The sequence below is a fragment of the Bacillus sp. JK62 genome (genome assembly GCF_053663455.1).
On record NZ_JBSJQA010000003.1, the window covers coordinates 273,228 to 298,184 of the forward strand.

Annotated in this window: 32 protein-coding genes, 1 tRNA gene and 2 riboswitches; of the genes, 19 read left to right on the forward strand and 14 right to left on the reverse strand. The window is 46.8% G+C overall.

Going from position 1 to position 24,957, the window contains the following annotated elements; translation table 11 throughout:
• Nucleotides 1–104: 104 nt before the first annotated feature.
• The 10 genes from ACWJJ4_RS10970 (at nucleotide 105) to ACWJJ4_RS11015 (ending at nucleotide 9,016) form a co-directional block, all read left to right on the forward strand.
• On the forward strand, nucleotides 105–1,949 hold the full coding sequence (locus ACWJJ4_RS10970; RefSeq protein ID WP_102421730.1) for a monovalent cation:proton antiporter family protein: 1,845 nt from the start codon (nucleotides 105–107) through the stop codon (nucleotides 1,947–1,949).
• A gap of 53 nt (nucleotides 1,950–2,002) precedes the next feature.
• Nucleotides 2,003–2,111, forward strand: a riboswitch (TPP riboswitch).
• Between the two features lie 87 nt (nucleotides 2,112–2,198).
• On the forward strand, nucleotides 2,199–2,906 hold the full coding sequence (gene tenA, locus ACWJJ4_RS10975; RefSeq protein ID WP_003155011.1) for a thiaminase II: 708 nt from the start codon (nucleotides 2,199–2,201) through the stop codon (nucleotides 2,904–2,906).
• Nucleotides 2,884–3,501 (forward strand): thiazole tautomerase TenI, encoded by a 618-nt coding sequence (gene tenI / locus ACWJJ4_RS10980; RefSeq protein ID WP_003155010.1) that lies wholly within the window; start codon nucleotides 2,884–2,886, stop codon nucleotides 3,499–3,501. The genes tenA and tenI overlap by 23 nt, the downstream gene beginning before the upstream one ends.
• Nucleotides 3,485–4,594, forward strand: coding sequence for a glycine oxidase ThiO (gene thiO, locus ACWJJ4_RS10985; RefSeq protein ID WP_070081634.1), 1,110 nt, complete (start codon nucleotides 3,485–3,487; stop codon nucleotides 4,592–4,594). The genes tenI and thiO overlap by 17 nt, the downstream gene beginning before the upstream one ends.
• Nucleotides 4,591–4,794: a sulfur carrier protein ThiS gene (gene thiS / locus ACWJJ4_RS10990; RefSeq protein WP_003155008.1), complete on the forward strand. Its 204-nt coding sequence runs from the start codon at nucleotides 4,591–4,593 to the stop codon at nucleotides 4,792–4,794. The genes thiO and thiS overlap by 4 nt, the downstream gene beginning before the upstream one ends.
• Entirely contained in the window at nucleotides 4,791–5,561 is a 771-nt protein-coding gene (thiG, locus tag ACWJJ4_RS10995; protein ID WP_088005363.1) for a thiazole synthase, read from the forward strand. Before thiS ends, thiG begins: the two co-directional genes overlap by 4 nt.
• A complete protein-coding gene (gene thiF, locus ACWJJ4_RS11000; RefSeq protein WP_077722063.1) occupies nucleotides 5,558–6,568 on the forward strand; it encodes a thiazole biosynthesis adenylyltransferase ThiF in 1,011 nt (336 codons plus the stop codon). The genes thiG and thiF overlap by 4 nt, the downstream gene beginning before the upstream one ends.
• Nucleotides 6,569–6,590: 22 nt before the next feature.
• The gene (gene thiD / locus ACWJJ4_RS11005) at nucleotides 6,591–7,403 is read left to right on the forward strand and encodes a bifunctional hydroxymethylpyrimidine kinase/phosphomethylpyrimidine kinase (RefSeq protein WP_077722064.1); all 813 of its coding nucleotides are present in this window, start codon (nucleotides 6,591–6,593) and stop codon (nucleotides 7,401–7,403) included.
• A 130-nt stretch (nucleotides 7,404–7,533) separates the two neighbouring features.
• Nucleotides 7,534–8,310 carry an enoyl-ACP reductase FabI gene (gene fabI, locus ACWJJ4_RS11010; RefSeq protein WP_077722065.1) on the forward strand — a complete coding sequence of 259 codons (777 nt, stop codon included), beginning with the start codon at nucleotides 7,534–7,536 and terminating at the stop codon, nucleotides 8,308–8,310.
• Between the two features lie 97 nt (nucleotides 8,311–8,407).
• Nucleotides 8,408–9,016 carry a CotO family spore coat protein gene (locus ACWJJ4_RS11015; protein WP_077722066.1) on the forward strand — a complete coding sequence of 203 codons (609 nt, stop codon included), beginning with the start codon at nucleotides 8,408–8,410 and terminating at the stop codon, nucleotides 9,014–9,016.
• A 58-nt stretch (nucleotides 9,017–9,074) separates the two neighbouring features.
• Here the strand turns inward: ACWJJ4_RS11015 and cotZ are convergent, their stop codons facing one another.
• The 5 genes from cotZ to ACWJJ4_RS11040 all read right to left on the reverse strand — a co-directional run bounded on the left by cotZ (nucleotide 9,075) and on the right by ACWJJ4_RS11040 (nucleotide 11,630).
• The gene (gene cotZ, locus ACWJJ4_RS11020) at nucleotides 9,075–9,518 is read right to left on the reverse strand and encodes a spore coat protein CotZ (RefSeq protein ID WP_061890539.1); all 444 of its coding nucleotides are present in this window, start codon (nucleotides 9,516–9,518) and stop codon (nucleotides 9,075–9,077) included.
• Between the two features lie 147 nt (nucleotides 9,519–9,665).
• Entirely contained in the window at nucleotides 9,666–10,148 is a 483-nt protein-coding gene (gene cotY / locus ACWJJ4_RS11025; RefSeq protein ID WP_061890540.1) for a spore coat protein CotY, read from the reverse strand.
• A 150-nt stretch (nucleotides 10,149–10,298) separates the two neighbouring features.
• The gene (locus ACWJJ4_RS11030; protein WP_044802820.1) at nucleotides 10,299–10,799 is read right to left on the reverse strand and encodes a spore coat protein; all 501 of its coding nucleotides are present in this window, start codon (nucleotides 10,797–10,799) and stop codon (nucleotides 10,299–10,301) included.
• A 92-nt stretch (nucleotides 10,800–10,891) separates the two neighbouring features.
• Nucleotides 10,892–11,206, reverse strand: coding sequence for a hypothetical protein (locus ACWJJ4_RS11035; RefSeq protein ID WP_003154993.1), 315 nt, complete (start codon nucleotides 11,204–11,206; stop codon nucleotides 10,892–10,894).
• A gap of 37 nt (nucleotides 11,207–11,243) precedes the next feature.
• Nucleotides 11,244–11,630, reverse strand: coding sequence for a spore coat protein (locus ACWJJ4_RS11040; RefSeq protein WP_003154992.1), 387 nt, complete (start codon nucleotides 11,628–11,630; stop codon nucleotides 11,244–11,246).
• Nucleotides 11,631–11,800: 170 nt separating this feature from the next.
• Between ACWJJ4_RS11040 and ACWJJ4_RS11045 the strand changes: the two genes are divergently transcribed.
• The 4 genes from ACWJJ4_RS11045 to ACWJJ4_RS11060 all read left to right on the forward strand — a co-directional run bounded on the left by ACWJJ4_RS11045 (nucleotide 11,801) and on the right by ACWJJ4_RS11060 (nucleotide 13,313).
• Nucleotides 11,801–12,157 carry a DUF1360 domain-containing protein gene (locus ACWJJ4_RS11045; RefSeq protein ID WP_015388440.1) on the forward strand — a complete coding sequence of 119 codons (357 nt, stop codon included), beginning with the start codon at nucleotides 11,801–11,803 and terminating at the stop codon, nucleotides 12,155–12,157.
• A 287-nt stretch (nucleotides 12,158–12,444) separates the two neighbouring features.
• Entirely contained in the window at nucleotides 12,445–12,642 is a 198-nt protein-coding gene (locus ACWJJ4_RS11050) for a hypothetical protein (RefSeq protein ID WP_077722067.1), read from the forward strand.
• Between the two features lie 91 nt (nucleotides 12,643–12,733).
• Nucleotides 12,734–12,892: a YjcZ family sporulation protein gene (locus ACWJJ4_RS11055; RefSeq protein WP_070081640.1), complete on the forward strand. Its 159-nt coding sequence runs from the start codon at nucleotides 12,734–12,736 to the stop codon at nucleotides 12,890–12,892.
• Nucleotides 12,893–13,058: 166 nt separating this feature from the next.
• A complete protein-coding gene (locus ACWJJ4_RS11060) occupies nucleotides 13,059–13,313 on the forward strand; it encodes a stage VI sporulation protein F (protein WP_003154986.1) in 255 nt (84 codons plus the stop codon).
• Nucleotides 13,314–13,381: 68 nt separating this feature from the next.
• Here the strand turns inward: ACWJJ4_RS11060 and ACWJJ4_RS11065 are convergent, their stop codons facing one another.
• A complete protein-coding gene (locus tag ACWJJ4_RS11065; RefSeq protein ID WP_182068782.1) occupies nucleotides 13,382–15,667 on the reverse strand; it encodes an ATP-dependent helicase in 2,286 nt (761 codons plus the stop codon).
• Between the two features lie 120 nt (nucleotides 15,668–15,787).
• Between ACWJJ4_RS11065 and ACWJJ4_RS11070 the strand changes: the two genes are divergently transcribed.
• Both ACWJJ4_RS11070 and bla read left to right on the forward strand, forming a co-directional pair.
• On the forward strand, nucleotides 15,788–16,042 hold the full coding sequence (locus ACWJJ4_RS11070; protein ID WP_070081642.1) for a hypothetical protein: 255 nt from the start codon (nucleotides 15,788–15,790) through the stop codon (nucleotides 16,040–16,042).
• A gap of 68 nt (nucleotides 16,043–16,110) precedes the next feature.
• Nucleotides 16,111–16,860, forward strand: coding sequence for a subclass B1 metallo-beta-lactamase (gene bla / locus ACWJJ4_RS11075; protein WP_102421733.1), 750 nt, complete (start codon nucleotides 16,111–16,113; stop codon nucleotides 16,858–16,860).
• A 41-nt stretch (nucleotides 16,861–16,901) separates the two neighbouring features.
• On the opposite strand, the gene ACWJJ4_RS11080 is transcribed toward bla, so the two are convergent.
• The 6 genes from ACWJJ4_RS11080 to ACWJJ4_RS11105 form a co-directional block, all read right to left on the reverse strand.
• Nucleotides 16,902–17,624, reverse strand: a complete 723-nt coding sequence (locus ACWJJ4_RS11080) for an ABC transporter permease (RefSeq protein WP_007409080.1) — start codon at nucleotides 17,622–17,624, stop codon at nucleotides 16,902–16,904.
• Complete coding sequence (locus ACWJJ4_RS11085) at nucleotides 17,617–18,354, reverse strand: ABC transporter ATP-binding protein (RefSeq protein WP_060675068.1); 738 nt, start codon at nucleotides 18,352–18,354, stop codon at nucleotides 17,617–17,619. Before ACWJJ4_RS11085 ends, ACWJJ4_RS11080 begins: the two co-directional genes overlap by 8 nt.
• Complete coding sequence (locus ACWJJ4_RS11090) at nucleotides 18,355–18,588, reverse strand: AbrB/MazE/SpoVT family DNA-binding domain-containing protein (protein WP_003154973.1); 234 nt, start codon at nucleotides 18,586–18,588, stop codon at nucleotides 18,355–18,357.
• A 160-nt stretch (nucleotides 18,589–18,748) separates the two neighbouring features.
• The gene (locus ACWJJ4_RS11095) at nucleotides 18,749–19,180 is read right to left on the reverse strand and encodes a GNAT family N-acetyltransferase (RefSeq protein WP_060675070.1); all 432 of its coding nucleotides are present in this window, start codon (nucleotides 19,178–19,180) and stop codon (nucleotides 18,749–18,751) included.
• A 4-nt stretch (nucleotides 19,181–19,184) separates the two neighbouring features.
• On the reverse strand, nucleotides 19,185–19,700 hold the full coding sequence (locus ACWJJ4_RS11100; RefSeq protein WP_003154969.1) for a YjcG family protein: 516 nt from the start codon (nucleotides 19,698–19,700) through the stop codon (nucleotides 19,185–19,187).
• 25 nt (nucleotides 19,701–19,725) lie between these two features.
• A complete protein-coding gene (locus ACWJJ4_RS11105; protein WP_454021644.1) occupies nucleotides 19,726–20,448 on the reverse strand; it encodes an esterase family protein in 723 nt (240 codons plus the stop codon).
• A 174-nt stretch (nucleotides 20,449–20,622) separates the two neighbouring features.
• Nucleotides 20,623–20,748: riboswitch (SAM riboswitch) on the forward strand.
• A 68-nt stretch (nucleotides 20,749–20,816) separates the two neighbouring features.
• Between ACWJJ4_RS11105 and ACWJJ4_RS11110 the strand changes: the two genes are divergently transcribed.
• The 3 genes from ACWJJ4_RS11110 to ACWJJ4_RS11120 all read left to right on the forward strand — a co-directional run bounded on the left by ACWJJ4_RS11110 (nucleotide 20,817) and on the right by ACWJJ4_RS11120 (nucleotide 23,316).
• Entirely contained in the window at nucleotides 20,817–21,938 is a 1,122-nt protein-coding gene (locus ACWJJ4_RS11110; RefSeq protein ID WP_454021645.1) for a methionine biosynthesis PLP-dependent protein, read from the forward strand.
• Entirely contained in the window at nucleotides 21,931–23,106 is a 1,176-nt protein-coding gene (metC, locus tag ACWJJ4_RS11115) for a cystathionine beta-lyase (protein WP_007409073.1), read from the forward strand. The genes ACWJJ4_RS11110 and metC overlap by 8 nt, the downstream gene beginning before the upstream one ends.
• Nucleotides 23,107–23,243: 137 nt before the next feature.
• Nucleotides 23,244–23,316: transfer RNA gene (locus tag ACWJJ4_RS11120), tRNA-Val, on the forward strand.
• Nucleotides 23,317–23,893: 577 nt separating this feature from the next.
• Here the strand turns inward: ACWJJ4_RS11120 and ACWJJ4_RS11125 are convergent.
• Both ACWJJ4_RS11125 and ACWJJ4_RS11130 read right to left on the reverse strand, forming a co-directional pair.
• The gene (locus ACWJJ4_RS11125) at nucleotides 23,894–24,229 is read right to left on the reverse strand and encodes a tRNA-Val4 (protein ID WP_317461384.1); all 336 of its coding nucleotides are present in this window, start codon (nucleotides 24,227–24,229) and stop codon (nucleotides 23,894–23,896) included.
• 21 nt (nucleotides 24,230–24,250) lie between these two features.
• A partial coding sequence (locus ACWJJ4_RS11130; protein WP_454021646.1) for an EndoU domain-containing protein occupies nucleotides 24,251–24,957 on the reverse strand: 707 nt, incomplete at its 5' end.

The window sequence follows — 24,957 nt, forward strand, 5'->3', positions numbered from 1 at the left end:
GCGTTCAGCCTTGTTAGAATATGCGTTATGTTTTTAAAAAAAAGTAAGGTTTCGCCCGCTTAAAGCGGGCTTTTATAACCCTTGTTTTAAGGAGGTATTTACAAATGGAACACACATCAGTCGCATCTTTAGTCGTCGTTTTGATCGTCGCTTTTTTGACGCCGCTCCTTTTACATCGGTTTAAGCTCAGCATCCCCGTCGTTGTCGCGGAGATCATCATGGGGCTTATTATCGGAAAAAGCGGCCTGAATCTTGTCGTTCAGGGAGACACGTGGCTGGAGACGCTGTCTGTTCTCGGCTTTATCTTTTTAATGTTTTTAAGCGGCTTGGAAATTGATTTTTCTTCATTTGAGAAAGGGAAGAAAAAACAATTCCTTCCGAACGGCAAGGAAGCGCCCAACACGTTTTCTGCCGCACTGATTATCTTTTTCGGCATCTTTATTTTATCATTGCTGCTGTCCTATGCCTTTGTATTAGCCGGTTTTATACAAAACGCATTTTTAATGACGCTTATTATTTCGACGATATCACTCGGTGTGGTGGTCCCGACTTTAAAGGAAGAACGGATCATGAACTCCAATATCGGTCAGATCATCCTGCTTGTCGCCGTTATCGCGGACTTGGCTACGATGATTCTGCTCGCTTTCTTCTCTTCTCTTTACGGAGAAGACAGCGGAAATATGTGGCTTCTGTTGATTCTCTTTGCCGCGGGGGTCGTGCTGTATTTCTTCGGCCGGATCTTTAAACACCGTTCATTTGTGCAGTCGATGTCTAAAGGCACCGTGCAGATCGGAACGAGAGCCATTTTCACACTGATTATCGTGCTTGTCGCTTTATCGGAATCTCTCGGGGCGGAAAATATTCTCGGCGCGTTTTTGGCAGGCGTTCTGGTATCGCTTCTGTCTCCGAATAAAGAAATGGTGGAACAGCTGGATTCCTTCGGCTACGGGTTTTTAATTCCGATCTTTTTCGTCATGGTCGGGGTGAAATTGGACATTTGGACGCTTTTCCAAGATCCGAAAACATTAACGATGATTCCGCTGCTTCTGCTTGCGCTGTTTATCAGCAAAATGTTCCCGGTGTTTTATTTAAAGAAATGGTACGACAAAAGAACCGTGTTTGCTTCGGGCTTTTTGCTGACGTCCACGCTGTCGCTTGTTATCGCGGCGGCTACGATCGGAGAAAGGCTCCACATTATCAGCGCCAATATGTCCGGCGCGCTGACTTTAGTTGCGGTTATTGCCAGCATCATCACGCCGATCGGCTTTAAGAAATTATTCAAACGGCAAAGCGCGCCGCAGGAAAAAAAGCGCATCACATTTATCGGCGCCAACCAAATGACGCTCCCGGTTACGCTGGAATTGCCAGAGGAGGAATATGAAGTACGGGTCGTCCATGTGTATCAGGAAAATGCCGGGGAAACGCTTGCGGAATCCGTTTTTTCGGTTGACACGATTTCTGATTACGAGCCCGGCACGCTTGAGTCGCACGGTATTTTTAAAACGGATATTCTTGTCGTGGCGACGGGAAATGAAGATGTGAACGCTGAAATCGCCTTACTAGCGAAAGAGAAAGGGACTGAGCGTATCATCGCAAGCGTCGGCTCGGTTGAGCATGAAACAAAACTGAAAGAAGAGGGCATCAGTATTTTTTCTATCCTTCTGTCTACAAAAACGCTGCTGCGCGCGTTAATTGAGGCGCCGGGCGTGATGAGCCTCCTGACGAATGAGGAGTCTTCGTTATATCAGATCAATCTGGAAAACCCGGCGTATAACGGCATCATTCTGCGGGAATTTCCGCTGATGGGCGATGTGATTTTCGTCCGGATTTTCAGAGGTGTGGACAGCATCGTTCCGCACGGAGACACGCGGCTGAAAACAGGAGACCGTCTCATCGTCACGGGCTCGCGCAACTACGTGTCGGAACTGAGAAAAGTCCTTGAAGCTTGACCAAATTCCAATTCGTGATAATATAGAAGGCATAACAAATAAATCATTAATCGTATGACCACTAGGGGTGTCCTTCATAAGGGCTGAGATAAAAGTGAGACTTTTAGACCCTCATAACTTGAACAGGTTCAGACCTGCGTAGGGAAGTGGAGCGGTATTTTTTTGGGGTTCCTTTTATCCATTTAAATTCCAAACCACTTTTCCGATGCGGGAAAGTGGTTTTTTTATTTTATCAGGGGGGAAGACATGATGACATTTTCTGAAGAATGCAGACAGGCGGCTGCCGAATGGTGGGACGGAAGTTTTGTTCATCCGTTTGTAACGGGAATCGGTGACGGAAGCCTGCCGATAGACCGTTTCAGCTATTACGTGCTGCAAGATTCCTACTATTTGACGCATTTTGCAAAAGTTCAGGCGTTCGGCGCCGCATATGCCGAAGACTTGTTTACGACGGGCAGGATGGCGGGCCACGCTCAAGGGACATATGAAGCGGAAATGGCGCTGCACCGCGAGTTTACGGAGCTTTTAGGGATTACGGAAGAAGAGCGTGCGGCATTTAAACCGGCACCGACCGCCTATTCTTATACGTCTCATATGTACAGATCGGTGATGAGCGGGAATTTTGGAGAAATATTAGCTGCGCTTCTGCCCTGTTATTGGCTTTATTATGAAGTCGGCGAACACTTAAAAGAGTGCAAACCGGAGCATCCGATTTATGAAAAATGGATCGGTACATACGGCGGAGACTGGTTCAGACAGCAGGTCGAAGAACAGATCAGCCGTTTTGACGAGATTGCTGAAAACAGCACAGAGGAAATCCGCGCGAAAATGAAAGAGAATTTTGTGATTTCAAGCTATTATGAATATCAATTTTGGGGAATGGCTTATCAAAAAGAAGGCTGGTCCGAGAAGGACGGAAAAGAGGTGGAATCCTTTGGAGCTGCACGCGGTAACTGATAATCGCAAACCCGTTGCCGAGCTGGCCGAGGATATTCTATCGATTCAGCGCGAAGTGAGCTTTATCCATATCCGTGAGCGGGATAAAACAGCGGGAGAGATCATGCAGCTTTTGTCCCTTTTGAAAAAGGGCGGTGCGGATAAGGACAAATTGATCATCAATGACAGGGCGGATATCGCGCTTTTTGCCAACATACACCGTGTTCAGCTTCCGTCCCGCAGCTTTTCCGTAAAGCAGGTGCGAAGCAGATTTCCCCATCTTCATATCGGACGTTCGGTTCATTCGCTGGAAGAAGCCATCCAAGCTGAAAAGGAAGATGCGGATTATGTGGTGTTCGGCCATATATTTGAAACCGAATGTAAACAAGGACTTGAAGCAAGAGGCATCAGCCTGCTTTCAGAGATCAAACGCACGCTTTCCATCCCCGTTATCGCAATCGGCGGAATGACACTGCAGACGATCGGACACACAAAGCAGGCGAAGCCGGACGGAATTGCCGTCATGTCAGGCATTTTCTCAGCTGAAAATCCCGAGGAGGCGGCAAAACGGTATGCACGCGCGGTAAGGGAGGCCGATTATGAAGAAGCACTATGATACGGCGGTGATCGGCGGCGGAATTATCGGGTGCGCCATTTCTTATGAGCTGGCGAAGACGCAGCAGAACGTTGTCTTGTTTGAAGGCGGAGAAGTCGGCCGAAAAACGACAAGCGCTGCCGCGGGAATGCTGGGCGCTCATGCAGAATGTGAAAACCGGGATGCGTTTTTTGATTTTGCCATGCACAGTCAAAGGCTGTATGAAGCGGCTGGGCAAGAGCTTGAGGAAGTTTGCGGCATTGACATCAGGCGCCATAACGGCGGAATGCTTAAACTGGCGTATACCGAAGAAGATATCGCCCGTTTACGGAAGATGGATGATCTGCCTTCCGTCACTTGGCTTTCAGCGGAAGATGCCCTTGAAAAAGAGCCTTACGCTTCAAAAGACATTCTCGGCGCCAGTTTTATAAAAGACGATGTCCATGTCGAACCGTACTATGTTTGCAAAGCGTATGCAAAAGGGGCGCGGCGCTATGGCGCTGACATATATGAGCATACACAAGTTACTTCCGTAAAACGGGTGAACGGAGAATACTGCATCACAACGTCCGGCGGGGATGTTTATGCTGACAAAGTCGCAGTTGCAAGCGGTGTATGGAGCGGCCGGTTTTTCAGCCAGCTCGGCTTGGGACAGCCTTTTTTTCCTGTGAAAGGAGAATGCCTTTCCGTGTGGAATGACGATACCCCGCTGACCAAAACCCTTTACCATGATCATTGTTATGTCGTCCCGAGAAAAAGCGGCCGGCTTGTCATCGGCGCCACGATGAAACAGGGTGACTGGAGCGATACGCCTGACATCGGAGGAATTGAGGCCGTCATTGCAAAAGCGAAAACCATGCTTCCCGCCATCGAACATATGAAAATAGACCGGTTTTGGGCGGGGCTCAGGCCGGGAACAAAAGACGGCAAGCCGTTTATCGGGCGGCATCCTGAAGACAGCGGCATCATCTTCGCCGCCGGCCATTTTCGGAACGGCATCCTGTTGGCGCCGGCAACGGCTGTAATGGTGCGGGATATGATCTTGGGGCAACAAGTCAAACGGGAATGGGAAGAAGCGTTTCGAATCGATCGCAAGGAGGCTGTTCATATATGATCCTTCAGCTGAACGGAAAACAAATTGATTGGAATCGAAAAGAGGGGACGGTTCAGGATTTGCTTGAATCGTACCAGCTTGATCAAAGAATCGTAGTTGTGGAGAGAAATAAAGAAATCATTGAAAAAAAGAATTATGAAAATACAAGTTTGTGTGACCGCGATGTCATAGAAATTGTCCATTTTGTAGGGGGCGGATGAGGATGTTAACAATAGGCGGAAAACAGTTTCGGTCAAGATTGCTGTTAGGAACGGGAAAATATCCGAGTTTTGAGATTCAGAAAGAGGCGGTGGCCGTCTCGGAATCAGATATTTTAACCTTTGCGGTGCGGCGGATGAACATCTTTGAAGAGTCTCAGCCTAACTTTCTCGAACAGCTTGACTTGTCTAAATACACGCTTCTGCCGAATACGGCCGGCGCCGCAACGGCTGAAGAGGCGGTCCGAATCGCAAGGCTTGCCAAAGCTTCAGGGCTTTGTGACATGATAAAAGTAGAAGTCATCGGATGCAGCCGGTCACTTTTGCCTGATCCGGTTGAAACGCTGAAAGCATCAGAACAGCTGCTCGAAGAGGGATTTATCGTGCTTCCGTATACGTCAGACGATGTCGTGCTCGCAAGACGTCTTGAGGAGCTCGGAGTGCATGCCATTATGCCGGGCGCTTCGCCGATCGGTTCCGGTCAGGGAATTTTAAATCCGCTGAATCTTTCTTTTATCATTGAACAGGCGAAGGTGCCGGTCATTGTCGATGCCGGCGTCGGATCTTCAAAAGACGCCGCCTACGCGATGGAGCTCGGGGCTGACGGCGTGCTGTTAAATACCGCTGTATCAGGCGCTGATGATCCGGTCAAAATGGCCCGGGCGATGAAGCTTGCCGTAGAAGCGGGCCGTCTTTCTTATGAAGCCGGGAGAATTCCGGTGAAAGATTACGGAACTGCAAGCAGTCCGCGAGACGGTCTTCCGGTATGACGGACAGATATTCCAGACAGGAGCTGTTTCAGCCGATCGGTCCCTCCGGCCAAGAGAAGCTCCGGTCATCTCATGCCGTGATTATCGGCGCGGGTGCGCTTGGGACGGCAAGTGCGGAGATGCTTGTCAGAGCAGGGGTCGGGAAGGTAACGATCGCTGACAGAGATTATGTGGAGTGGAGTAATCTCCAGCGCCAGCAGCTTTATACCGAAGACGATGTCAGACAGGAAATGCCGAAAGCCGCGGCGGCTGAAAAACGGCTTCGGTCTATAAATAGTGATGTAGAGGTCGAGGGATTTGTCATGGATGTCACTGCGGAAAACGCACCCGGATTGATTCGTGGCGCCTCCCTCATCGTGGATGCCGCCGACAACTTTGAAACGAGACTGATTGTGAACGATGCTGCTGTGCAGAAAGGGATTCCCTTTCTGTACGGCGCCTGTGTCGGCAGCTACGGGCTCTCTTTTACCGTCATTCCCGGTGTCACGCCGTGCCTTCACTGTCTGCTTGAGACATTGCCCTTAGGCGGTATGACATGCGATACGGCGGGAATCATCAGCCCGGCTGTATTGCAGACGGCCGTTTTTCAGGCAGCAGATGCGCTGAAGCTGTTAACGGGCGGATCTATCGAGCATGTTCTCCGTTCCTTTGATTTATGGAAAAATGAACGGTCAGAAATAAACGTCGCCCGTCTTAAGTCGGCTGATTGCCCAAGCTGCGGCACAAACGATTTTCCGTTTTTATCCTATGAAAATCAGACAAAGGCGGCGGTTCTGTGCGGACGGAACACGGTGCAGATCAGAACGGGGATTTCCGAACAGTTTGATCTGCAAAACCTTGCGGGACAGCTCAGACGGGCAGGGCTTGATGTTTCAGCCAACCCGTATTTAATTTCGTTTTGCACAGACAATTTCAAGATGGTACTGTTTCGTGACGGCAGAGCATTAATACACGGCACAAGTGATATCAGCAGAGCGAAATCCTTTTATCATAAATGGATCGGATAATGCGAAAGGAGCGAAAAACATCATGAGCATATGCAAAGCATTGACGATTGCCGGATCAGATTCAGGAGGCGGCGCCGGTATACAGGCGGATCTCAAAACCTTTCAGGAGCTCGGCGTTTTCGGAATGTCAGCCATTACAGCGGTAACCGCCCAGAACACGTTGGGCGTTCACGGCATTTATCCGCTCACCCGGGAGGCGCTGGGCAGCCAGATTGACGCGGTGGCGGAAGATTTGCGGCCTGACGCTGTAAAAACGGGAATGCTGTGGAGCGCGGAAATGATTGCGGAAATTGCGGAAAAAACGGATCAGTACGGGCTTGATCATCTCATCACCGATCCCGTCATGATTGCCAAAGGAGGCGCTTCCCTGCTGCGTGAGGAATCTCAGGCCGCGTTAAAAGAGCTGTTAATTCCGCGCAGCTATGCGGTGACGCCGAATGTTCCGGAAGCTGAGGTATTGACGGGGATGGAAATCCGCACGTTTGAGGACCGGAAAAAAGCGGCCAAACGCCTTTACAAGCTTGGGGCAAAGCATGTCATCATAAAAGGCGGACATCAGCCTGAACAGGGGAGAATCGTTGATTTATTATTTGACGGTTCGTCTTTTACCCAAATCAGCCACGCTTATATTGACACGAAACACACCCACGGAACAGGCTGCACGTTTGCAGCCGCGCTGACGGCGGAAACGGCAAAGGGGAAAAACATTCAGACCGCGTTTGAGACAGCCGTCAATTTTGTGCGGGAAGCCGTGGAACATACGCTCGGCATCGGAGCGGGACACGGCCCGACCAATCATTTTGCCTTTAAAAGGAACAGTCTGCAGACGAGATAAAAAAGAGGCCGCGTCAACATCCGCGGTCTTTTTCCCATGCTTTCAATCTGGACAAGGTTATGATATGATAAAAATTAAGATCAGGTACTAAAACTATGTCTTTAAGACGATTACAGGAGGCTTTATACATATGAATTTCTCACTTGAAGGCCGCAACATCGTTGTGATGGGCGTTGCCAATAAACGCAGTATCGCATGGGGAATCGCCCGTTCGCTGCATGAAGCCGGAGCGCGCCTCATTTTCACTTACGCGGGAGAGCGCTTGGAAAAATCAGTTCATGACCTTGCGGCTACATTAGAAAGAAAAGATTCCATCATCCTTCCGTGTGATGTGACAAATGACGCTGAGATCGAAACTTGCTTTGCAAGCATTAAAGAGCAGGTCGGCGTGATTCACGGCATCGCGCACTGCATCGCGTTTGCAAACAAAGAAGAGCTTGTCGGCGAATATTTAAATACGAACCGCGAAGGATTCCTGCTTGCGCATAACATCAGTTCTTACTCTCTGACAGCGGTCGCAAAAGCGGCGCGTCCGATTATGACTGAAGGCGGAAGCATCGTTACACTCACTTACCTCGGCGGAGAGCGCGTCGTTTCAAACTATAACGTAATGGGTGTGGCAAAAGCGTCTCTTGATGCGAGCGTGAGATATTTAGCCGCTGACTTAGGAAAAGAAAACATCCGCGTCAACAGCATTTCAGCAGGGCCGATCCGTACGCTGTCTGCAAAAGGAATCAGTGATTTCAACTCTATCCTGAAAGAAATTGAAGAGCGCGCGCCGCTGCGCCGCACGACAACACCTGAAGAAGTGGGCGACACGGCTGCATTCTTGTTCAGTGACCTGTCAAGAGGCATCACGGGCGAAAATCTTCACGTGGATTCAGGATTCCATATTACCGCACGTTAAATAACAAGCAGTCCCTTTCAGGGATTGCTTTTTTCTTTCTTCTGATTTTAATCATTCCGTCATATAAATAAAACATGACAGAATCGGAGGGATGAAGATGTCAAAACAAAACAGAAACGCGGAAAAAAAACCGCTCATGTATATTGTTCAGGCGGATTATTCAGACACGCAATCATCAATGCAGGACATATTAATCAAAAAAAGGAAAGCGCCGCAGCCGCCGGAAGAAGAGCCGATGCATGGAAAGCGGGAGGAAGAATGTAAAACTCAGCCTGAAGGAGCAGTGGCTGTCGAACCAGAAAAGCAAGTACCTGAACAGCACAGCCGGTCAGAAGAAGCCGTTCAAGAAGTTCCGGTGCAAGCGGAGCAGGACACTGCCAAGCCTGACGCCGCTAAAAAAGAGCCTGATGCCGCTGAAAAAGAGCCTGAAGCGGTTCACAATGCCGCCCCAGAGGAAAAGGTTCCGCCAAAACGCGTGAAAAAGCCGATGAGCAGAATGTCCATTCTTGAAAAAATTGATTTCTTAACGAAGCTGCCGCATAATATGCCGCGGACCCTTTGTCTGATAGAAGCCAACGGAAAAACCTACAGAGGCGTAATCGTCGGCAGAAAAAATAATGCGATCTTCCTGCGGACGACAAGCAACGGAGCGCCGGCAGAACTCGCAATAGACGATATCACCTCGCTGCATCCGCTTGGATTTTAACCATACAAAAAGCTGCCTGAATTCTTTAATCCGGCAGCTTATTTTTATGCTTTTTGATTTAAGAATGTGTGCGGTTGATCAGTCTCGGGTTCAGGCAATTGATGGCGCAGAAGCTATTAAGATCGACTTCAACGCAATAGTTCGTTTTTTCTAAACGGAATACATCGCAGAGAGAGTCTTTATCTGTAAAATCAAGAATGTGTTTATGCTCATCAAAAGCAATAAGCAGGCTTAATGTGGCACAGCCGTCACAGACCCTTTCAACTCTGAAAAAAACGGTATTAAAACACGGACCGTTATCCAGCTCGCCGACGTTTCCGAATGCGGTGAACGGTTTCGATTTTGAGGTGAAGATGGCGAACGGCACTGTATTGCCTAATGTATAAGCCGGAGATAAAAGGTTAGAATAACAGCCTGTCGGGCAATCTTCTTCGACCGCATTTTGCAGGTCTTCAATATTTTCTACCGCTTCACGCACACAGTATGTTGTTTTCTGGTTCATAATATCCCTCCTGCCTTAACGTTTTAAATGGGACCGGATTAAACGATATCGGAGAGTCAGCCGCCCGGAAGTCCGGGCGGGCTGATGATTGCATCTGTAATAGAAGATTGGAAGGGGATTCTCTTTAGAAAAGATGCGAATCAATGACTATCCGTGATGCTTTTTCTCTTTGTGCGGCTCAGGCCGGTTAACAAGCTCCGGTGAAAGGCACTGAATGGCGCTGAAGCAGCTCAGATCAACTTCAATGCAAAATTCTGTTTTTTCTAAACCGAAGAAATCAGGATCACAAGGATGGCAGACGCTGAGGGTGTCGCCGTGCACATCTACGGGGCGCAATACTGACAGCGTCGCGCAGCAATCGCATAGTCTTTCTACACGAAAGAAAATGGACTCAAAGCACTGGCTGTCATCCGCAAATCCTCCGACGTTCCCGAATGTGGAGAACAATCCGCCTTTTTTATCAAATACGAGAAACGGAATGGTGTCTTTACCTGCAATCGTCGGGCTCAAAAGATTCGTATAGCATCCAGTCGGGCATTGTTCTTCAACAGCCTCTTGTTCTGCTAAAATCTTCTCGACTGCATCGCATACACAACTTTCATCTCGGCCATGGTGTTTTCCGCAGCTCATGGATTTCAGCTCCTTCTTTTAGGGTATTTGACTTTTGTCTTTAACAACATATGTACGCGAGCCTCACTTGGTGTGGGTGAACGTCTATATATTCATCATATGCGGAGAAAATAAGAAAAAGCAGAGCATTTTTAGCTCTGCTTTTTCTTTTTAGAGGACGAGGGTGATGACTAAGACGGCAATCAGTAAATTTGTGGCTGTTGAGATCAACACTGCGATATCGGCATCTACTGTTGTCACGTTTACGCCGCGGGAGTTTTCGATGAGCAGTTTTTGACGGTTGATTTGTTTGTTAGCTGTTAGCTGCAATAAGTCTTGTGCGACCAATTCGGCGATGACTCCGTCAGCAATTGAAGTGAGAGTGGCCGTTACGACTGCTGCATTAATCGCTGTCATGACTGAAGCGACTGCTTGAACGTCTGTTGACGTCACGTTAATATCACAAGAGTCTCTGATAATAATCGCTTCTTCAGAAACTTGTTTGTTGAGATTCGCCTGAGCCAGGTCTTGGTCAAGGAAGGCATTATCTTCGCCAAATCCATGTCCGTTACAGCAAACATTACATCTTCTTCCTTCTTTTTCTTCTTTTTCTTCTCGCGGATGTTCGCATTCAGGATCAAGTGCAACCCAAGAGTATGGTCTGCTTTCCATATCTATTCCTCCTTTTCTTTTACTATTATTAAATGAGCCGGCCTCTTATTTTGACTCAGGCATCTATCCTGATAAAAATCACTATTTTTTAGTTATTGACCGGGATTTTGGCGTCTTTGCCGGAGCTGTTCGATTAATTGTTCTCTGCGGGTTTGCGGATTTGTCTGCTGTTCTTGCGCTTTTTCCTGCTCTTTTTTCTGTTTCTGGCTTTCAAGAAAAGCTTCTGTTTTTGCCTGCATGTCTTTGACTAATGCGATCAGCATTTCTTTTTCTTCATCAGGTATTTCCCGCATTTTATCCTTTGTCACGCCGTGTTTTTTGAAGACATTGCTGACAAGCACCTTTAAAAGCGGATCCACTTCTGGTAGATTTTCGAGTTCTTTTTTTAATTTTTCGTTATCTGCCATTTGTTCTCACCTCTATTTAAATATTTGAAAAGAAAGGTTAAAGGATGTCTAGTTCAGCAAAAAGTATATTTAATAATTGAAACAAAATTTGTACAAAGGCCATGATATCGTCTGCTGTCAGTGTGATTTTAATATTGCGGCTGTTCAGGACTTGAATGACGGTCCTCTTTTTTATTTGGCAATCATCCAGGATCAGCAGTTCGGTTGCGATTTGGTCGGCTGTGTCTTCATCTGCGATCGCGAGCTGTGTCGCGAGGATAATCGCCGTAGTAACTGAGGCTTGTATAGAAAGAGCGGCCGTTATATGTGTTGTATCTATTGTGACATTTTCGCAATCAATCACTTCGATCGTCTGCTCGAATTCGTTGGATAATTGTTCGTATATTTGCGGTTGCAGTGTTTCGACTTTTTCTTCAAACGACATAACCTTCACTCCTTTCTCATTCATACTCTATATAATGCAAATGAAACGCCGAGCGGAATAAGAAAAACAACTAAACCGCACCTATTTTTTTACCGGACAAGGTGCGATTCATGGAGATCAGGGTTTTCGCATATGTATAAAGAGGTCAAGTTTTGAAAAGGAGTGAACAGGTGGTTATCAATTGGCTTTCATTTATTCTGTTATCGTTTGCCGTTTTCCGGCTGGCCAGGCTTTTCGTATTTGACACCATTATGGCGCCGCTTCGGAGCCTTTTTCACGAGGAAAAAACAGAAACCGCACCCGACGGCACGACAGAAACCTACATTGTCATAAAAGGTAAAGGCATCAGGGCATTTATCGGTGAACTTCTCAGCTGCTACTGGTGTACGGGCGTATGGTGCGCCGCCTTTTTAATTGCGGCGCAGATTGTGATCCCCGAGGCCGCGCAATGGCTGATTTTGCTGTTAGCCATAGCCGGCGCGGCCGGGATCATTGAAGCTGCGGTTTCTCGTCTTCTGCAGGAATAAGGCGGTTCCACCAGCAACTTACCGTCACTTTCGGCATAAACTGGCATATATGACATAAGGAAAGGAAGGATCACCATGAATCAATCAAGCAAACCTTCCCAACACTCTCCATACAAATCAACTGTGCATCAGCCTTACGAAAAAAAAATTAAGAAAAAAGGCTGCGGCTGCGGCCAAAAGAAAAAACCGAAATAGCCGTTTTCTAAAAAACCGGAGCTTCCGGTTTTTTTTGTTTTATGCCGAACGCCTGCCTCTGTCCGGCATAGATCATAGGAGGAGGGGATGTTATGAATATATTTGAATCATTCATAAACGGTAAATACCGCCGGCACAATCAAAAGCAGCGGGAGCATGACAACTATATCTTATCTATTGAAAAACAGCTGTCTGAGTTTGATGAAGCGGGATCGCGCTTTGAGGAATGGATAGATGTGTTTGCCGCCGAAACAGAAGCGAAATTGAAGAAAAATGAGCATTCTCACTAAAATGAATGAAATCCGCACCGGCCCTATGCATTTATCCAAGCCAAACAAGTCGGCTCACATAGAGTATAGAGAGTAAAGGAGGTGCTTAGATATGGGATTCGGATATGGCGGATTCGGCGGCGGCTACGGTTACGGCGGCTGCGGCGGATACGGAGGCGGCTATGTCGGAGGCGGCTACGGCTCAACATTTGTTCTTGTTGTCGTATTGTTCATCCTTCTGATCATTGTCGGTGCATCCTTTTTTGGCTAAACCTTAGCAAGACTTTGGATAAGCGCGGGACCGTTCAGTCCCGTGCTTCCCTGATGTATGAAGGAGTATAGAGACGGGGCACTCTGAATTTTTTCCTTGTCTTACGGGCACATGTTCCGCTCTTTATTCATACAATATCGTATTACTCCACAAAAGGAGGCACACCATGGATAATCAATTTTTCAAAAATATTGAGAAGAAAACAGGCGTCAGCATGAAGGATGTCATGAACCTTGCAGGATCATTGCAAAATGCCAATTTCAAAGATGAAAACACGGTGAGAGGCGTCATTCAGAAGGTGTCCCAGCTGGCTAACAAGCGTGTTCCGAAAGAATTGGAAGACAAAATCGTTCAATCGATTACAAGCGGTAAAGAGAAACTTGATTTTGGCACCATTTCTAAAATGTTGAACAATAAATAGGCGTCAGCCGGCCTTGCTAAAAAGGCCTTTTTATGTGAGAAAAACCCGGCAGTGATCTGCCGGGTTCTTTATATCCTGAGTGCGCTCCGTCTGTCCGTCCGGAGAAGGGGCTCGAGAAATCTTGAGCTGCGCGCTGTTTTTCCCCGCCTGTACGCGGGACAAGATACATATAAATGCTGCATGGCCCTTGTCATTGCGACATACAGGAGCCGTCTTTCTTCTTCGAGCGGAGCGGGATCGCCCTGTCTCGCCGTCTCAAGCGCGAAGTCATGGGGGATCGAGCCGTCAGCCGCGCCTAAAATATAGACCGTATTGAATTCAAGACCTTTAGAGCGGTGAATGGTCAGCAGTTCGACGCCGTTTTCATCGGTTTTCTGATTCTCAGCGGCGCGCATATGATCGACATGCGCAAGAAAATCGGGAATGGTTTTGAATTTTTTGGCGGCCACTTTGACATCCCTGAGATCATCAGAGCCTTTTTCCAGTTTGTTTCCCTCATTGCCCCGTTTTTTTAAATACTCGGAAAAACCCATTTTGCTTTCTGCAAAGGTGATGGCTTCAACCGGCTTCATTGTCCGGATGCTTGCGAAAAACGGAACGATCTGCTTGATCTTCCCTATTTGAAAAGGCTTCAGGTCAGGCAGTTTCGTCAGTGCCTTAATCATCGTGCAATCTTCCGTGATTGACAGCGCCTTTAACGTTTGCAGGGCGGATTGCTTTAAAAATAAGGCGGGCAGCAGGTCTTTCACCGCATCCGTATCATCTTCATTCTGACTCGCATATAAGTAGGCGAGGATCTGGCGTACGATTCTGCGGCTGTAGAACGTCTGCACGCCACGGTCGGCATGATAAGGAATCGATGATTGGTGAAGTCTTTCATAAATGGCCCGTCCGGCGCTGTTTGTCCGGTAAAGCACGGCAAAATCGTCAGGACTCGCCCCGTTTTGAATTTTCTCTTTCATATCCGAAACGATCATGGTCGCCTCTTCTTCTTCATCGTAAGGATAAAATATCACGGGATTGTGAACGCCGTCTTTGACGGCAGAAAGTATTTTTTCATACCGTTTTTTATTTTTCTTTACGACGGCATGAGCGCTTGAGACGATCGGATGCGGCGAGCGGTAATTTGCCGTTAAGTAAATGGTCTTTGCTGCCGGATAATCCTTTTGAAAATCAAGAATGAAAGACGGGCTGCTGCCGCGGAACGCATAAATGGATTGGTCGTCATCACCCACGCAGCACAGGTTATTCTCCGGGCTTGCGATCATTTGCATAATGTTGTACTGGACAGGATTAATATCTTGAAACTCATCAATCAAAATATGAGAAAATCTGTTTTGGTACTGCGCGAGAATATCAGGCCGGCTTTGAAACAGTTCATAACAGCCTTGGGCCATGTCATCAAAATCAAATTGCCGTTTTTCCCGCTTCTGCCGTTCGTAACGTTCGTAGAGCCGGTACACTTTTTTCTCCCAGTCGTCCGCAAGCGGAATGGTCTCATGGGGGAGATACGTGTTTTTCCAGCAGCCGATAAGCTGTAGCGCCTGGTCGACGGGAAACTCTTTTTCATCCAAATTTTCTTCATAAAGCGCCTTTTTCACATATTGCTCTTTTTGCCACTCCATTTTTAAAAGCTGGCTGCCGTTCCATTTTGAAGAATCATAATGATAGAGTATTTTATAGAAAAAACTGTGGAATGTTCCGGTCACGAGACGGGAGACTTTTCCGGCTGCCAGCCCGTACTCATTCGCCATCCGCTCTTTCATTTCGGCGACGGCTTTTGTCGTAAAGGTCACAAGCAGCATATTCTCAGGTGAAATGCCGAGGTGTTCAATCATATGGGCGGCGCGGGCTGTCAGCACCCTTGTTTTTCCGCTTCCCGCTCCGGCGAGCACCAACAGGGGGCCGTCCGTTTCAGTAACTGCCGTCATCTGTTCGCGATTCAGGCCGATGCCGGGGAATAAAGATGTATCAGCTGCCTCGGATGTTGGTGAAAACGGTTCGGTCGCAGGCACTTTTTTCGGGCTTTTCCATTCTGAGACGATCGGTTTCGGATTCTCTGAAATCGCTTTTCCTTTCGGCAGGCGGAACATGCCTGCTTCCTTATACTCTTCTTTTTCTTTCTCCGCTTGTGGTTCCTCGGCCGCGCATGCTTTTTCACAGGCGATGAAGTCTCCCTTTTGCCGATGATAAAATGCCGGCTGCTCTAAAATCGAAAGCCGCATTAAGACAGGCTGGTCACAATGTGCGCAAAAAATATTTCCTTTCTGAGCTTCTTCAAAAAGGAATTGGTAATGTTCTCTAGAATATGTATGTAAATGTATCGTTCGGTTATTCAGTCGGGCGCATTTCAAAAAGGGGTCCTCCCATTAAAAGGTGTTCATTCATTTGATAGACAAAGAATATCATAACAAAAGAACCGCGTTTCAAAAAGTAAGATTAAGGGAAATGAAAAGCGAAGGGGAGGGGTACATATGATTTATGCAGGACGGATTCAAAACCAGCAGTATTCTCAATACGCAAACCGGGCAGCAGGTTATAAGCCTGATTACGCCGGTATTACGAAAGCGGCCGCCCTCGCCAATGACAGGGTGTACAGAGAGGTGGAGCGCCGCCAGGAAAACACCGCAGCCGCAGCAAAGAAAGTGCATGAAGAAAAACGTAAGCGCTCTCTTTCCCGTCTGCCGCAAATCATGGGAAAAGGCCGGTTGATAAATCAATACGTGTGAAAAAGCCCGGAAATGTCCGGGTTTTTTTGAGCCGTATAGATGAAAGATGCGGAAAGGAATGATTCAATTTGAGAAAGCTTTCATTATTAATTGCGGGGTTATTTCTATTCGGCCTCTTTACTGCCGGAATGAAACCGGCACACGCGGCGGAGAGCTCCGCAGCAAAAGATGTCACTCTTACACAGCTGGCGCCGCATGTCTGGATGCATACAAGCATCGGTACGGCAGACGGAAGTCCCGTCCCTGCGAACGGATTGCTTCTTGAAACTTCCAAAGGAATCGTACTGATTGATACTCCGTGGAATGACAGTCTCACAGAGCAATTAATGACAGAAATAAAACAGCGGTTTCCCGGCAAAAGGATGACCGATGCCATTGTGACACACGCCCATGACGATCGCATCGGCGGGCTGAACACACTGTACAAATACGGTGTAAAGGTGCACAGCACGAAGCTGACCGCCGACTTCGCCCGGCAGCAGGGATATCACCGGCCGCTCGGAGATTTGAAAAACGTGACAAAGCTGCAGTTTGGCGATATGAAAATTGAAACGTTTTATCCGGGAAAAGGGCATACGGAAGACAATATGACCGTCTGGCTGCCTGAGGATAAGCTCTTATTCGGCGGTTGCTTAATCAAGGCTTTCGAAACAAAGGAAATCGTGCCAACTCCGGGCTTTTATCCGGATCAGTGGCCGCGCGCCGTCCGCAAAGTCATGAAAAGATATCAGGACATCAGCATTGTCGTTCCGGGCCATGGCAGTCCGGGGGATGACCGTCTGCTGCCGCATACGATAAGCCTTCTGAAAGAAACGTAAAAAAGAAGACCGGCGCTCCCATTACGGAGTGCCGGCTTTTTTTATCTCTTCCTGATTTTCATAAAACTGAGGAAAGCAAGTGCAAGCGCCAAAACGGTATATCCCGCTATCGGCCAAATATGCTGATGAAAGGAAGAATAATCTCCGGATATGACTTCCTGGGCCAGCTCGATCGAGTGAACAAACGGTAAGGCATAAGCGATATGTTTGAATGTGTCACCGAGCAGGCTCACCTCCATCCAAGCTCCGCCCAGAAATTGCACGAGTGTAATATAAATCGTTCCGATACCTGAAATTTGTTTGTCCGTAAACACAGCCCCTAAACATAAACCGAAGAAAACGGACATCATCGCAATCGGCAGCAAGACAGCGATACCTGCGAGAAGATTCATCCACTCGGCGGATAAACCGGCAGCCGCAGCTGCGATAAAACAAATGACGATTTGTAAAATGGCTAACGGCAGCATCGGCATTGCGTAACCGATGACATAATCGGCTGTTTTTAAAGGGGAAGCAAACAAACGGGTCAAAAGGGCGGTCTGTTTGTCTTTTGCGATCAGCAATGCAGAGAACATCGTAAGGAAAGCGAAACCGAAAACAATGAGTCCGGGTGCTAAGTGCTGAATTTTAAAGGTATCAAGCGGCGCATTTTTTTCAATCGCCGTAAACAGAAACAATAGAATAACAGGCAGTGCGATTCCAAGGATGATAGATAAGGGATCACGAAAAATCTCTTTGCGGTTGCGAATGGCGAAATCAAGCATAAAGACCCGCCTCTCCGTCACAAATCGCTAAAAAGGCATCTTCAAATGTGGCTGAATGTGTTTGTTTTTTCAGATCCTCCGCCGTGCCCAGTGCTTTTAAAGTCCCATTTTCTAAAATGCAAATACGGTCTGCCAGGGCTTCAGCCTCTTCTAAATAGTGTGTTGTTAAAATAATCGTCATGTCACCCTTTAATGTCTCAAGATTTTTCCACAACTCGCGGCGTGAACGGACGTCCAGCCCTAATGTCGGCTCATCTAAGAAATAAATATCCGGTTTTGTAATCATGCCCATTGCGATGCTGAGACGGCGCTGCATTCCTCCTGATAAGGTTTTTGTTTTTGCTCTTTCTTTCTCTTTTAATTGAAACAATTCGAGCATCTCATCTGTTCTTTTTTTTGCTTCTTTTTTCGGAATTCCGTAGACTCCGGCTATAAACTCTAAGTTTTCCCGTACGGTTAGATGAGGAGCGATGGCTGTTTCCTGCGGGGACATATTCAATTTCGGTTTTATTTTATCCAAATCAGTCAAAATACTGTGTCCAAGCACTGATGCATCACCCTCATCCGGAGAAAGAAGTCCGCAAAGCATACTGATTAATGTCGTTTTTCCGGCTCCGTTCTCACCGAGTAAAGCGAAAAATTCCCCTTTCTCAACTGAGAACTCAAGACGGTCAACGGCGGCGGTTTCTTTATAATGTTTCGTTAATTGCTTCAGCTCAATCGCGTGCATTTACTCATCCTCGCTATCTGCGTCGATTTGCTTAGCGTTTAAAATATCTTTTGCAAACTCGAAAAAGAGTTCTTGTTTAACAAGTGCGATACCTTGCTGGTCATCCCCAAGCATAAGCAGTGAATCCCCCGGATTTATATCGAAAACATCTCTTGCTTCTTTAGGAATGACAATCTGTCCTTTTGTGCCCACTTTAACAGTCCCGAATATGTGCTTTCCTTTTGGTGCCGTCATGTTTATCCCTCCGAAATATGAATTGTATTTTTTGTATGAATTGTAATACTTAGTATACTAAACATACATTAACCTTCCATGAAATACAATAAAATTCATGAAATGGTATGATTTTCATAAAAAAAGCACTCCTGTCATATCAACAGGAGTGCTTTTGATTTTATTGTTTGTATTCCTTTATCATTTCCAGATGGGGGATGCCCGCATCGAGAAATTCTTCGCCGGATGTGACGCGGTATCCTTGTTTTTCGTAAAACGGAACCGCCTGCGTCTGCGCATGTAAGATAAAGCTGCCGGCACCCTGGGCGGCCGCCGCTTTTTCAAGCGCCTGCATCATGATGGCCCCGACGCCTAAAGAACGATGGCTTTTCATTACGCAGATGCGCTCTAATTTTCCATGCCCGTCTTTCAAGCGCCATCTGCCGGCTCCGACCGGCTGGCCTCCGTCATATATGACTATATGCTCTGACGTGTCTTCGAATTGATCAATCTCTTCTTCTTCCGGAACGTGCTGTTCTTTCACAAAGACCTCTTTTCTGACGAAAAAAGCGTCGTTCAGCTGTTTTTCAGTTTTTACGATGATGGATTCCAAGCAGTTATTCTCCTCCGCCTAATAAAAATGTTTCGTACACAGTCCATGAGCCGTTATCCAGCTGATAGAGCAGGTGAAAACGGTCGATGACTTCTTCGTGGGAAATGTCCTGCATTTTCAGCTGTCCGAGTACGTCGGAATGTTCATCTGACGACAGCTTCTGGCCGACCGTGACATGCGGAACGAAGCTGTATTCCGGCTCGCCGGATAATGCTCCTGAGTAGCATTTCTCACTCAGAGATTTTAATTCCTCCGTCGGCTCTGCTTTCATATATATCACATTATTCACAGGAGAAAACGAGCTGTATTTTGTGATTTTCAGAACGAGCGGATGCGACTCTTTCGCCGTCTGTCTCAGCTGTGATACGACCTGCTCGATTTCCTGTTCTGTCGCTTCAAACGGATCTCTTACCGTCAGATGCGGCGGAATGAGCGCGTAGCTCGGGTCGTAGCGTTTCCGGTACGAATTGGCGAGATCCTGTAATTTTTTTGATGGAAATAAAACAATACCGTATTTCATGAAAGTTCCCTCCTTAAATGAATGGTTACAGCATTTTTTTCAGCGCCGGCGTGATGAGCGGCTGCCAGTATGTCCATTTATGATCCCCGTCAAAGGTTTCATACGTGTATTCGGACTGTTTGCTTTCCAGCAGCTGTTTGAGCTCTTCGTTCGGCGCGGTGAAATCAAGCACCTGGCCGTCCGTCGTGTGGACGGCGGTTTCTTTTTCTCCGATTTGATGATAAACGGAAATCTGTTTGAGATCCTCCGACTGCCGGACGGCATCCAGCACGTGCCCGTCAACATACGGAGACTGCATGATGACGTTTCCAAACATGTTCGGATAGTCAATCGCCGTCATGAGCGAGACGGTTCCGCCGAGGGAATCCCCGATCATGGTGCGGCCGTATCCGACTTGATAAGTGGGGTATTCTTTGTCGATAAAAGGAACGAGCTCATTTGCGATAAACCGTTTATATGAGGCGAACTTAGAGCCTTCGGGATGGTATGTGTTTCTTCGCTCCCGCACATTTTTATATGGGACGCCGATAATGATGCAGCGGTCAATTTCCCCTTTTGACATGAGCTCTTCCGCCTGCCGCCCGATCCTTCCTAATCTGAAATAATCATGGCCGTCCTGGGCGATGACCGTATGATATTTATACAGAGGGGAGTAAGTGTTGGGCAGGTAGACCAAAACGGTCATTTCTTCTTTAAGCTCATGAGAGAAAAGTTTTTTCTCATGAATGATTCCGGTTTTCGGTGCCACTTCGCATTCCTCCAGGCCGCTTCTTGTCTTGATGGTTTTTCCCTATTGTACCATGAATTATTAGAAATTTCTTTCTTCAGATGCACTTCTTGCGAGAGTTCAGAAAATTAAAAAGTTGTTGAAATCCATTTTATAGTGCGTTAATATAGAACAATCAGAAAATACAAAACAATATTCTTATCACGAGAGGTGGAGGGACTGGCCCTTTGAAACCTCAGCAACCGGTTTGCTTTGCCGCGGGAAGGCAAAGTGCCAAGGTGCTAAATCCAGCAAGCGATTCACATGCTTGGAAGATAAGAGGAAGAGAAAAGCTCCTTCTTCTTATGAAGAGGGAGCTTTTTTATTTTTGAAAAGGATGGTGCTTACTGATGACGCAGCATGTTGAAACAAAATTAGCCCAAATTGGAAATAGAAGCGAAGAAGCAACAGGAACGGTCAGTCCGCCGATTTATCTGTCCACCGCTTACCGCCATAGAGGAATAGGAGAATCTACAGGTTTTGATTACGTGCGCACGAAAAACCCGACACGCCAGCTCGTCGAAGACGCTATCGCCGTGTTGGAAAACGGTGCGAGAGGCTTTGCTTTCAGCTCGGGAATGGCAGCCATTCAAACGATTATGGCTTTATTTAAAAGCGGGGATGAATTGATTGTATCCTCCGATTTATACGGAGGCACATACCGTTTGTTTGAAAATGAATGGAGAAAATACGGCTTAAGCTTTATTTACGATGATTTCAGCGATGAAGACTGTTTACGCTCCAAATTAACGGAAAACACGAAAGCGGTATTTGTTGAAACGCCTACAAACCCGTTAATGCAGGAGGCGGACATTGAAAAAATCGCCCGGATTACGAAAGAAGCCGGCCTGCTTTTAATTGTGGATAATACGTTTTATACTCCGGTGCTCCAGCGCCCGCTTGAACTGGGAGCGGACATCGTCATTCACAGCGCCACAAAATATTTAGCCGGGCACAATGATCTCCTTGCCGGTCTGGCTGTCGTTAAGGATGAAGAGCTCGGCGACATCATGTTTAATCACCAAAATGCGATCGGCGCCGTTCTCCCGCCGTTTGATTCGTGGCTTTTAATGAGAGGGATGAAAACACTCGGACTCAGAATGCGCCGTCATGAAGAAAACGCCCGTGAACTTGCAGAATTTTTAGAACAGGAAGAGGAAATCGCCGACGTGTTATATCCCGGAAAAGGCGGAATGCTGTCTTTCCGGCTGCAAAAAGAAGAATGGGTCAATCCGTTTTTAAAGGCGCTGAAAACGATTTGTTTCGCAGAAAGTCTCGGCGGGGTGGAAAGCTTTATTACATACCCCGCGACACAGACGCACATGGACATTCCGGAAGACATCCGTATCGCAAACGGCGTCTGCAACCGCCTGCTGCGTTTTTCAGTGGGCATTGAACATGCAGAAGATTTGAAGCGGGATGTAAAGCAGGCATTACAGCAAGTAAAAGAGGGGGCCGTGTCATATGAGTAATCACAATTGGACGTTGGAAACCCAGCTCGTGCACAATCCATTTAAAACAGACGGAGCCACCGGAGCCGTCAGCGTGCCGATCCAGCATGCTTCGACATTCCATCAGTCTTCATTTGAAGAATTCGGGACATATGATTACAGCCGCTCCGGCACACCGACAAGAACAGCGCTTGAAGAAACGATCGCAGGTCTTGAAGGCGGAACGAGAGGTTTTGCTTTCAGCTCCGGTATGGCGGCGATTTCGACGGCATTTCTGCTCTTATCCCAAGGCGACCATGTTCTCGTCACGGAGGATGTGTACGGCGGAACATTCCGCATGGTGACTGAGGTTCTGTCCCGTTTCGGAATCGAACATACCTTTGTCGATATGACGGACACAGAAGCGGTCGCCCGCGCCATCCGTCCGAACACGAAAGCCATTTATATGGAAACACCGTCAAACCCGACGCTCGGCATCACGGATATTAAGGGCGTCGTCAAACTGGCAAAGGATCACGGCTGTCTGACATACCTTGACAATACATTCATGACGCCTGCTCTGCAGCGTCCGCTTGATCTCGGTGTAGATATCGTGCTTCACAGCGCGACGAAATTTTTAAGCGGCCACAGTGACGTGCTGTCAGGCCTTGCCGCCGTAAAAGATGAAGAGCTCGGCAATCAGCTGTATAAGCTGCAAAACTCGTTTGGAGCGGTGCTCGGTGTTCAGGACTGCTGGCTCGTATTGAGAGGCTTAAAAACATTGCAGGTCAGACTGGAAAAAGCGAGCCGGACGGCTGAACGGCTGGCTGCCTATTTTGACGGGCATCCCGCCATCAAAAACGTTTACTATCCCGGCCTTGCCGGACACCCGGGAGCCGATACCCATAAACGTCAAGCGAGCGGAGCGGGCGCCGTCCTGTCCTTTGAATTGGAAAGCAAAGAAGCCGTCAAAAAGCTGGTCGAAAACGTATCGCTTCCGGTATTTGCCGTCAGCCTCGGCGCTGTCGAGTCCATTCTCTCATACCCTGCAGCCATGTCGCATGCCGCCATGCCGAAAGCAGAGAGGGAGAAACGCGGCATCACAGACGGCCTTCTGCGCCTGAGCGTCGGAGTCGAAAACGCCGAAGATTTAGAACGGGACTTCGAACAGGCATTGAAAAAAATAACCCCCGCCCAAGTGAGATCATAAACGAAAAGGGCGCCGTCAATTTTGCGACGCGCCCTTTTTTATTTTAGATAAAAAAAGTGTTGACGAATGAGAAATCAGGATATATAATTATAAATGTCAGAGAGACAACAACATACCCAGCAACACATACATATCATGATTCCGTAGCTCAGCTGGGAGAGCGCTACCTTGACAGGGTAGAGGTCGCTGGTTCGAGCCCAGTCGGAATCATACACTGCGGTTAGAGGCGTTATATCAACGTTTCTAGCCGTTTTTTATTGTGTTGACTTAGTCGTATTAAGGCGCAGGGTAGCGGTTTTTATTTCGGTGACTTAACCGAAATGGAGGCGGTAATATGTCCGCAAATAGAACAGAAAACGCGTCAAAAAGGAACGTACTTTACGGAAGACTACGCGCAATCTCGATGTGCTTTTCTACGGACTGAAGAAAGTCTATCCTATTGAAAACATAGATAAAGCCCTTCTCATAAGAGAAGGGCTTTCTTTTATCTTGGGGAATTCAATGTGTTGTTTTATTTGTCTGTAACTTGTTTAAGGCATTAGGAGGTCTATTATCAGAATTAGAGAGCCATTTTTTTATTTTACTAATGTTTTTTGGATCACTCAGAACGGAACTATACTTTCCGACCTTATCGGCAAGTGGGGTCTGACATGTTACTCAAATATCACGCACTATGAAAGCCCATCTCTTATGAGAAAGGCTTTAATATCTTGGTCTCTGGGAAATTTGAATACCGGCTCAATAAAGGTTAAGAACCAAATTTCACCGCGTAGAATAATGAATGTACTTAACCTTTAAATATCTCAGGAATTTTGTTTCTCCATATTAATAATAGCTCTTTAAATTGGTCTGTTTCTATTGAGTTTTTATAAGGGTCATCGATCAAAAAAGGGTTTTCAACATCGGTAACATCTTTTTTTATCAATACACTTATCCCGTTTAAATCAATTTCAAAATCCTCATGTATCCCCTTTAAAACATTTTGAATGTATTCTATATACTCATCAGTTTGTTCTATTGTTGTAATATTTTCAATGAAGTCAGAGAAAAGACTGATTTCTTCTGGTAAAACTATTTTTATATCACCAAATGGATCTTTATCAAACCTGTATGAATATTTCATGTATCACGTTCACCTTTTAGATTATTTTTTATATAATGGATATGCTGTTGCTATTGTTCCGTCACTATTTAAATACATTTCAATTTTAATTCCTGTTGAAGTGATTCCCCTATACTTATTTGAACGTACTTGTTTTCTAGTATGATAAGCTTCGTCAATTGCTTTTAATACATCAACGCGGTTCCATTCCCTTGGAAAGAAACTTGAATCCGCTATCTTTTTTACAGACCCGACTTCAACTTTCGCCATATACACTCCATTTTTGTCAGGTTTCTTTTCTGTACCTGGTATAATCTTCCCGCCCATCATTCTTTCATGGTGGTAGCCAACTGCTTTACCGCGTTTATTAACTTCTCCATGATAAATATGTTTCATTGTACCGGCGGTATACTTGCTTTTTCCTGTACTAAAATTTGAAGTCACAGATTTACTGAGAACACTTTCTTTCTGATCTTCAATAATACTTTTCAATAAAGGCGTATTCTTCACATTGTGAGTATTTTCAATATCCTGTGCTATTCCGGCAAGCGCGGGTTGGTACTTATTTTTCGAAACGGAATTGATATAATTTTTTCCTTTTTCAATCCCGGTTTTTACATGTTTTGCAGCCGCTTTTTCACCGGCTTCCAAGACGTTATCCACTTTGGCGGCACCTGTTTTGGCGAGCTTGCTTGATACTTTTACAGCTGAGCCGGAACCTTTTAGTCCGACGATGCTCCCGATGGCGT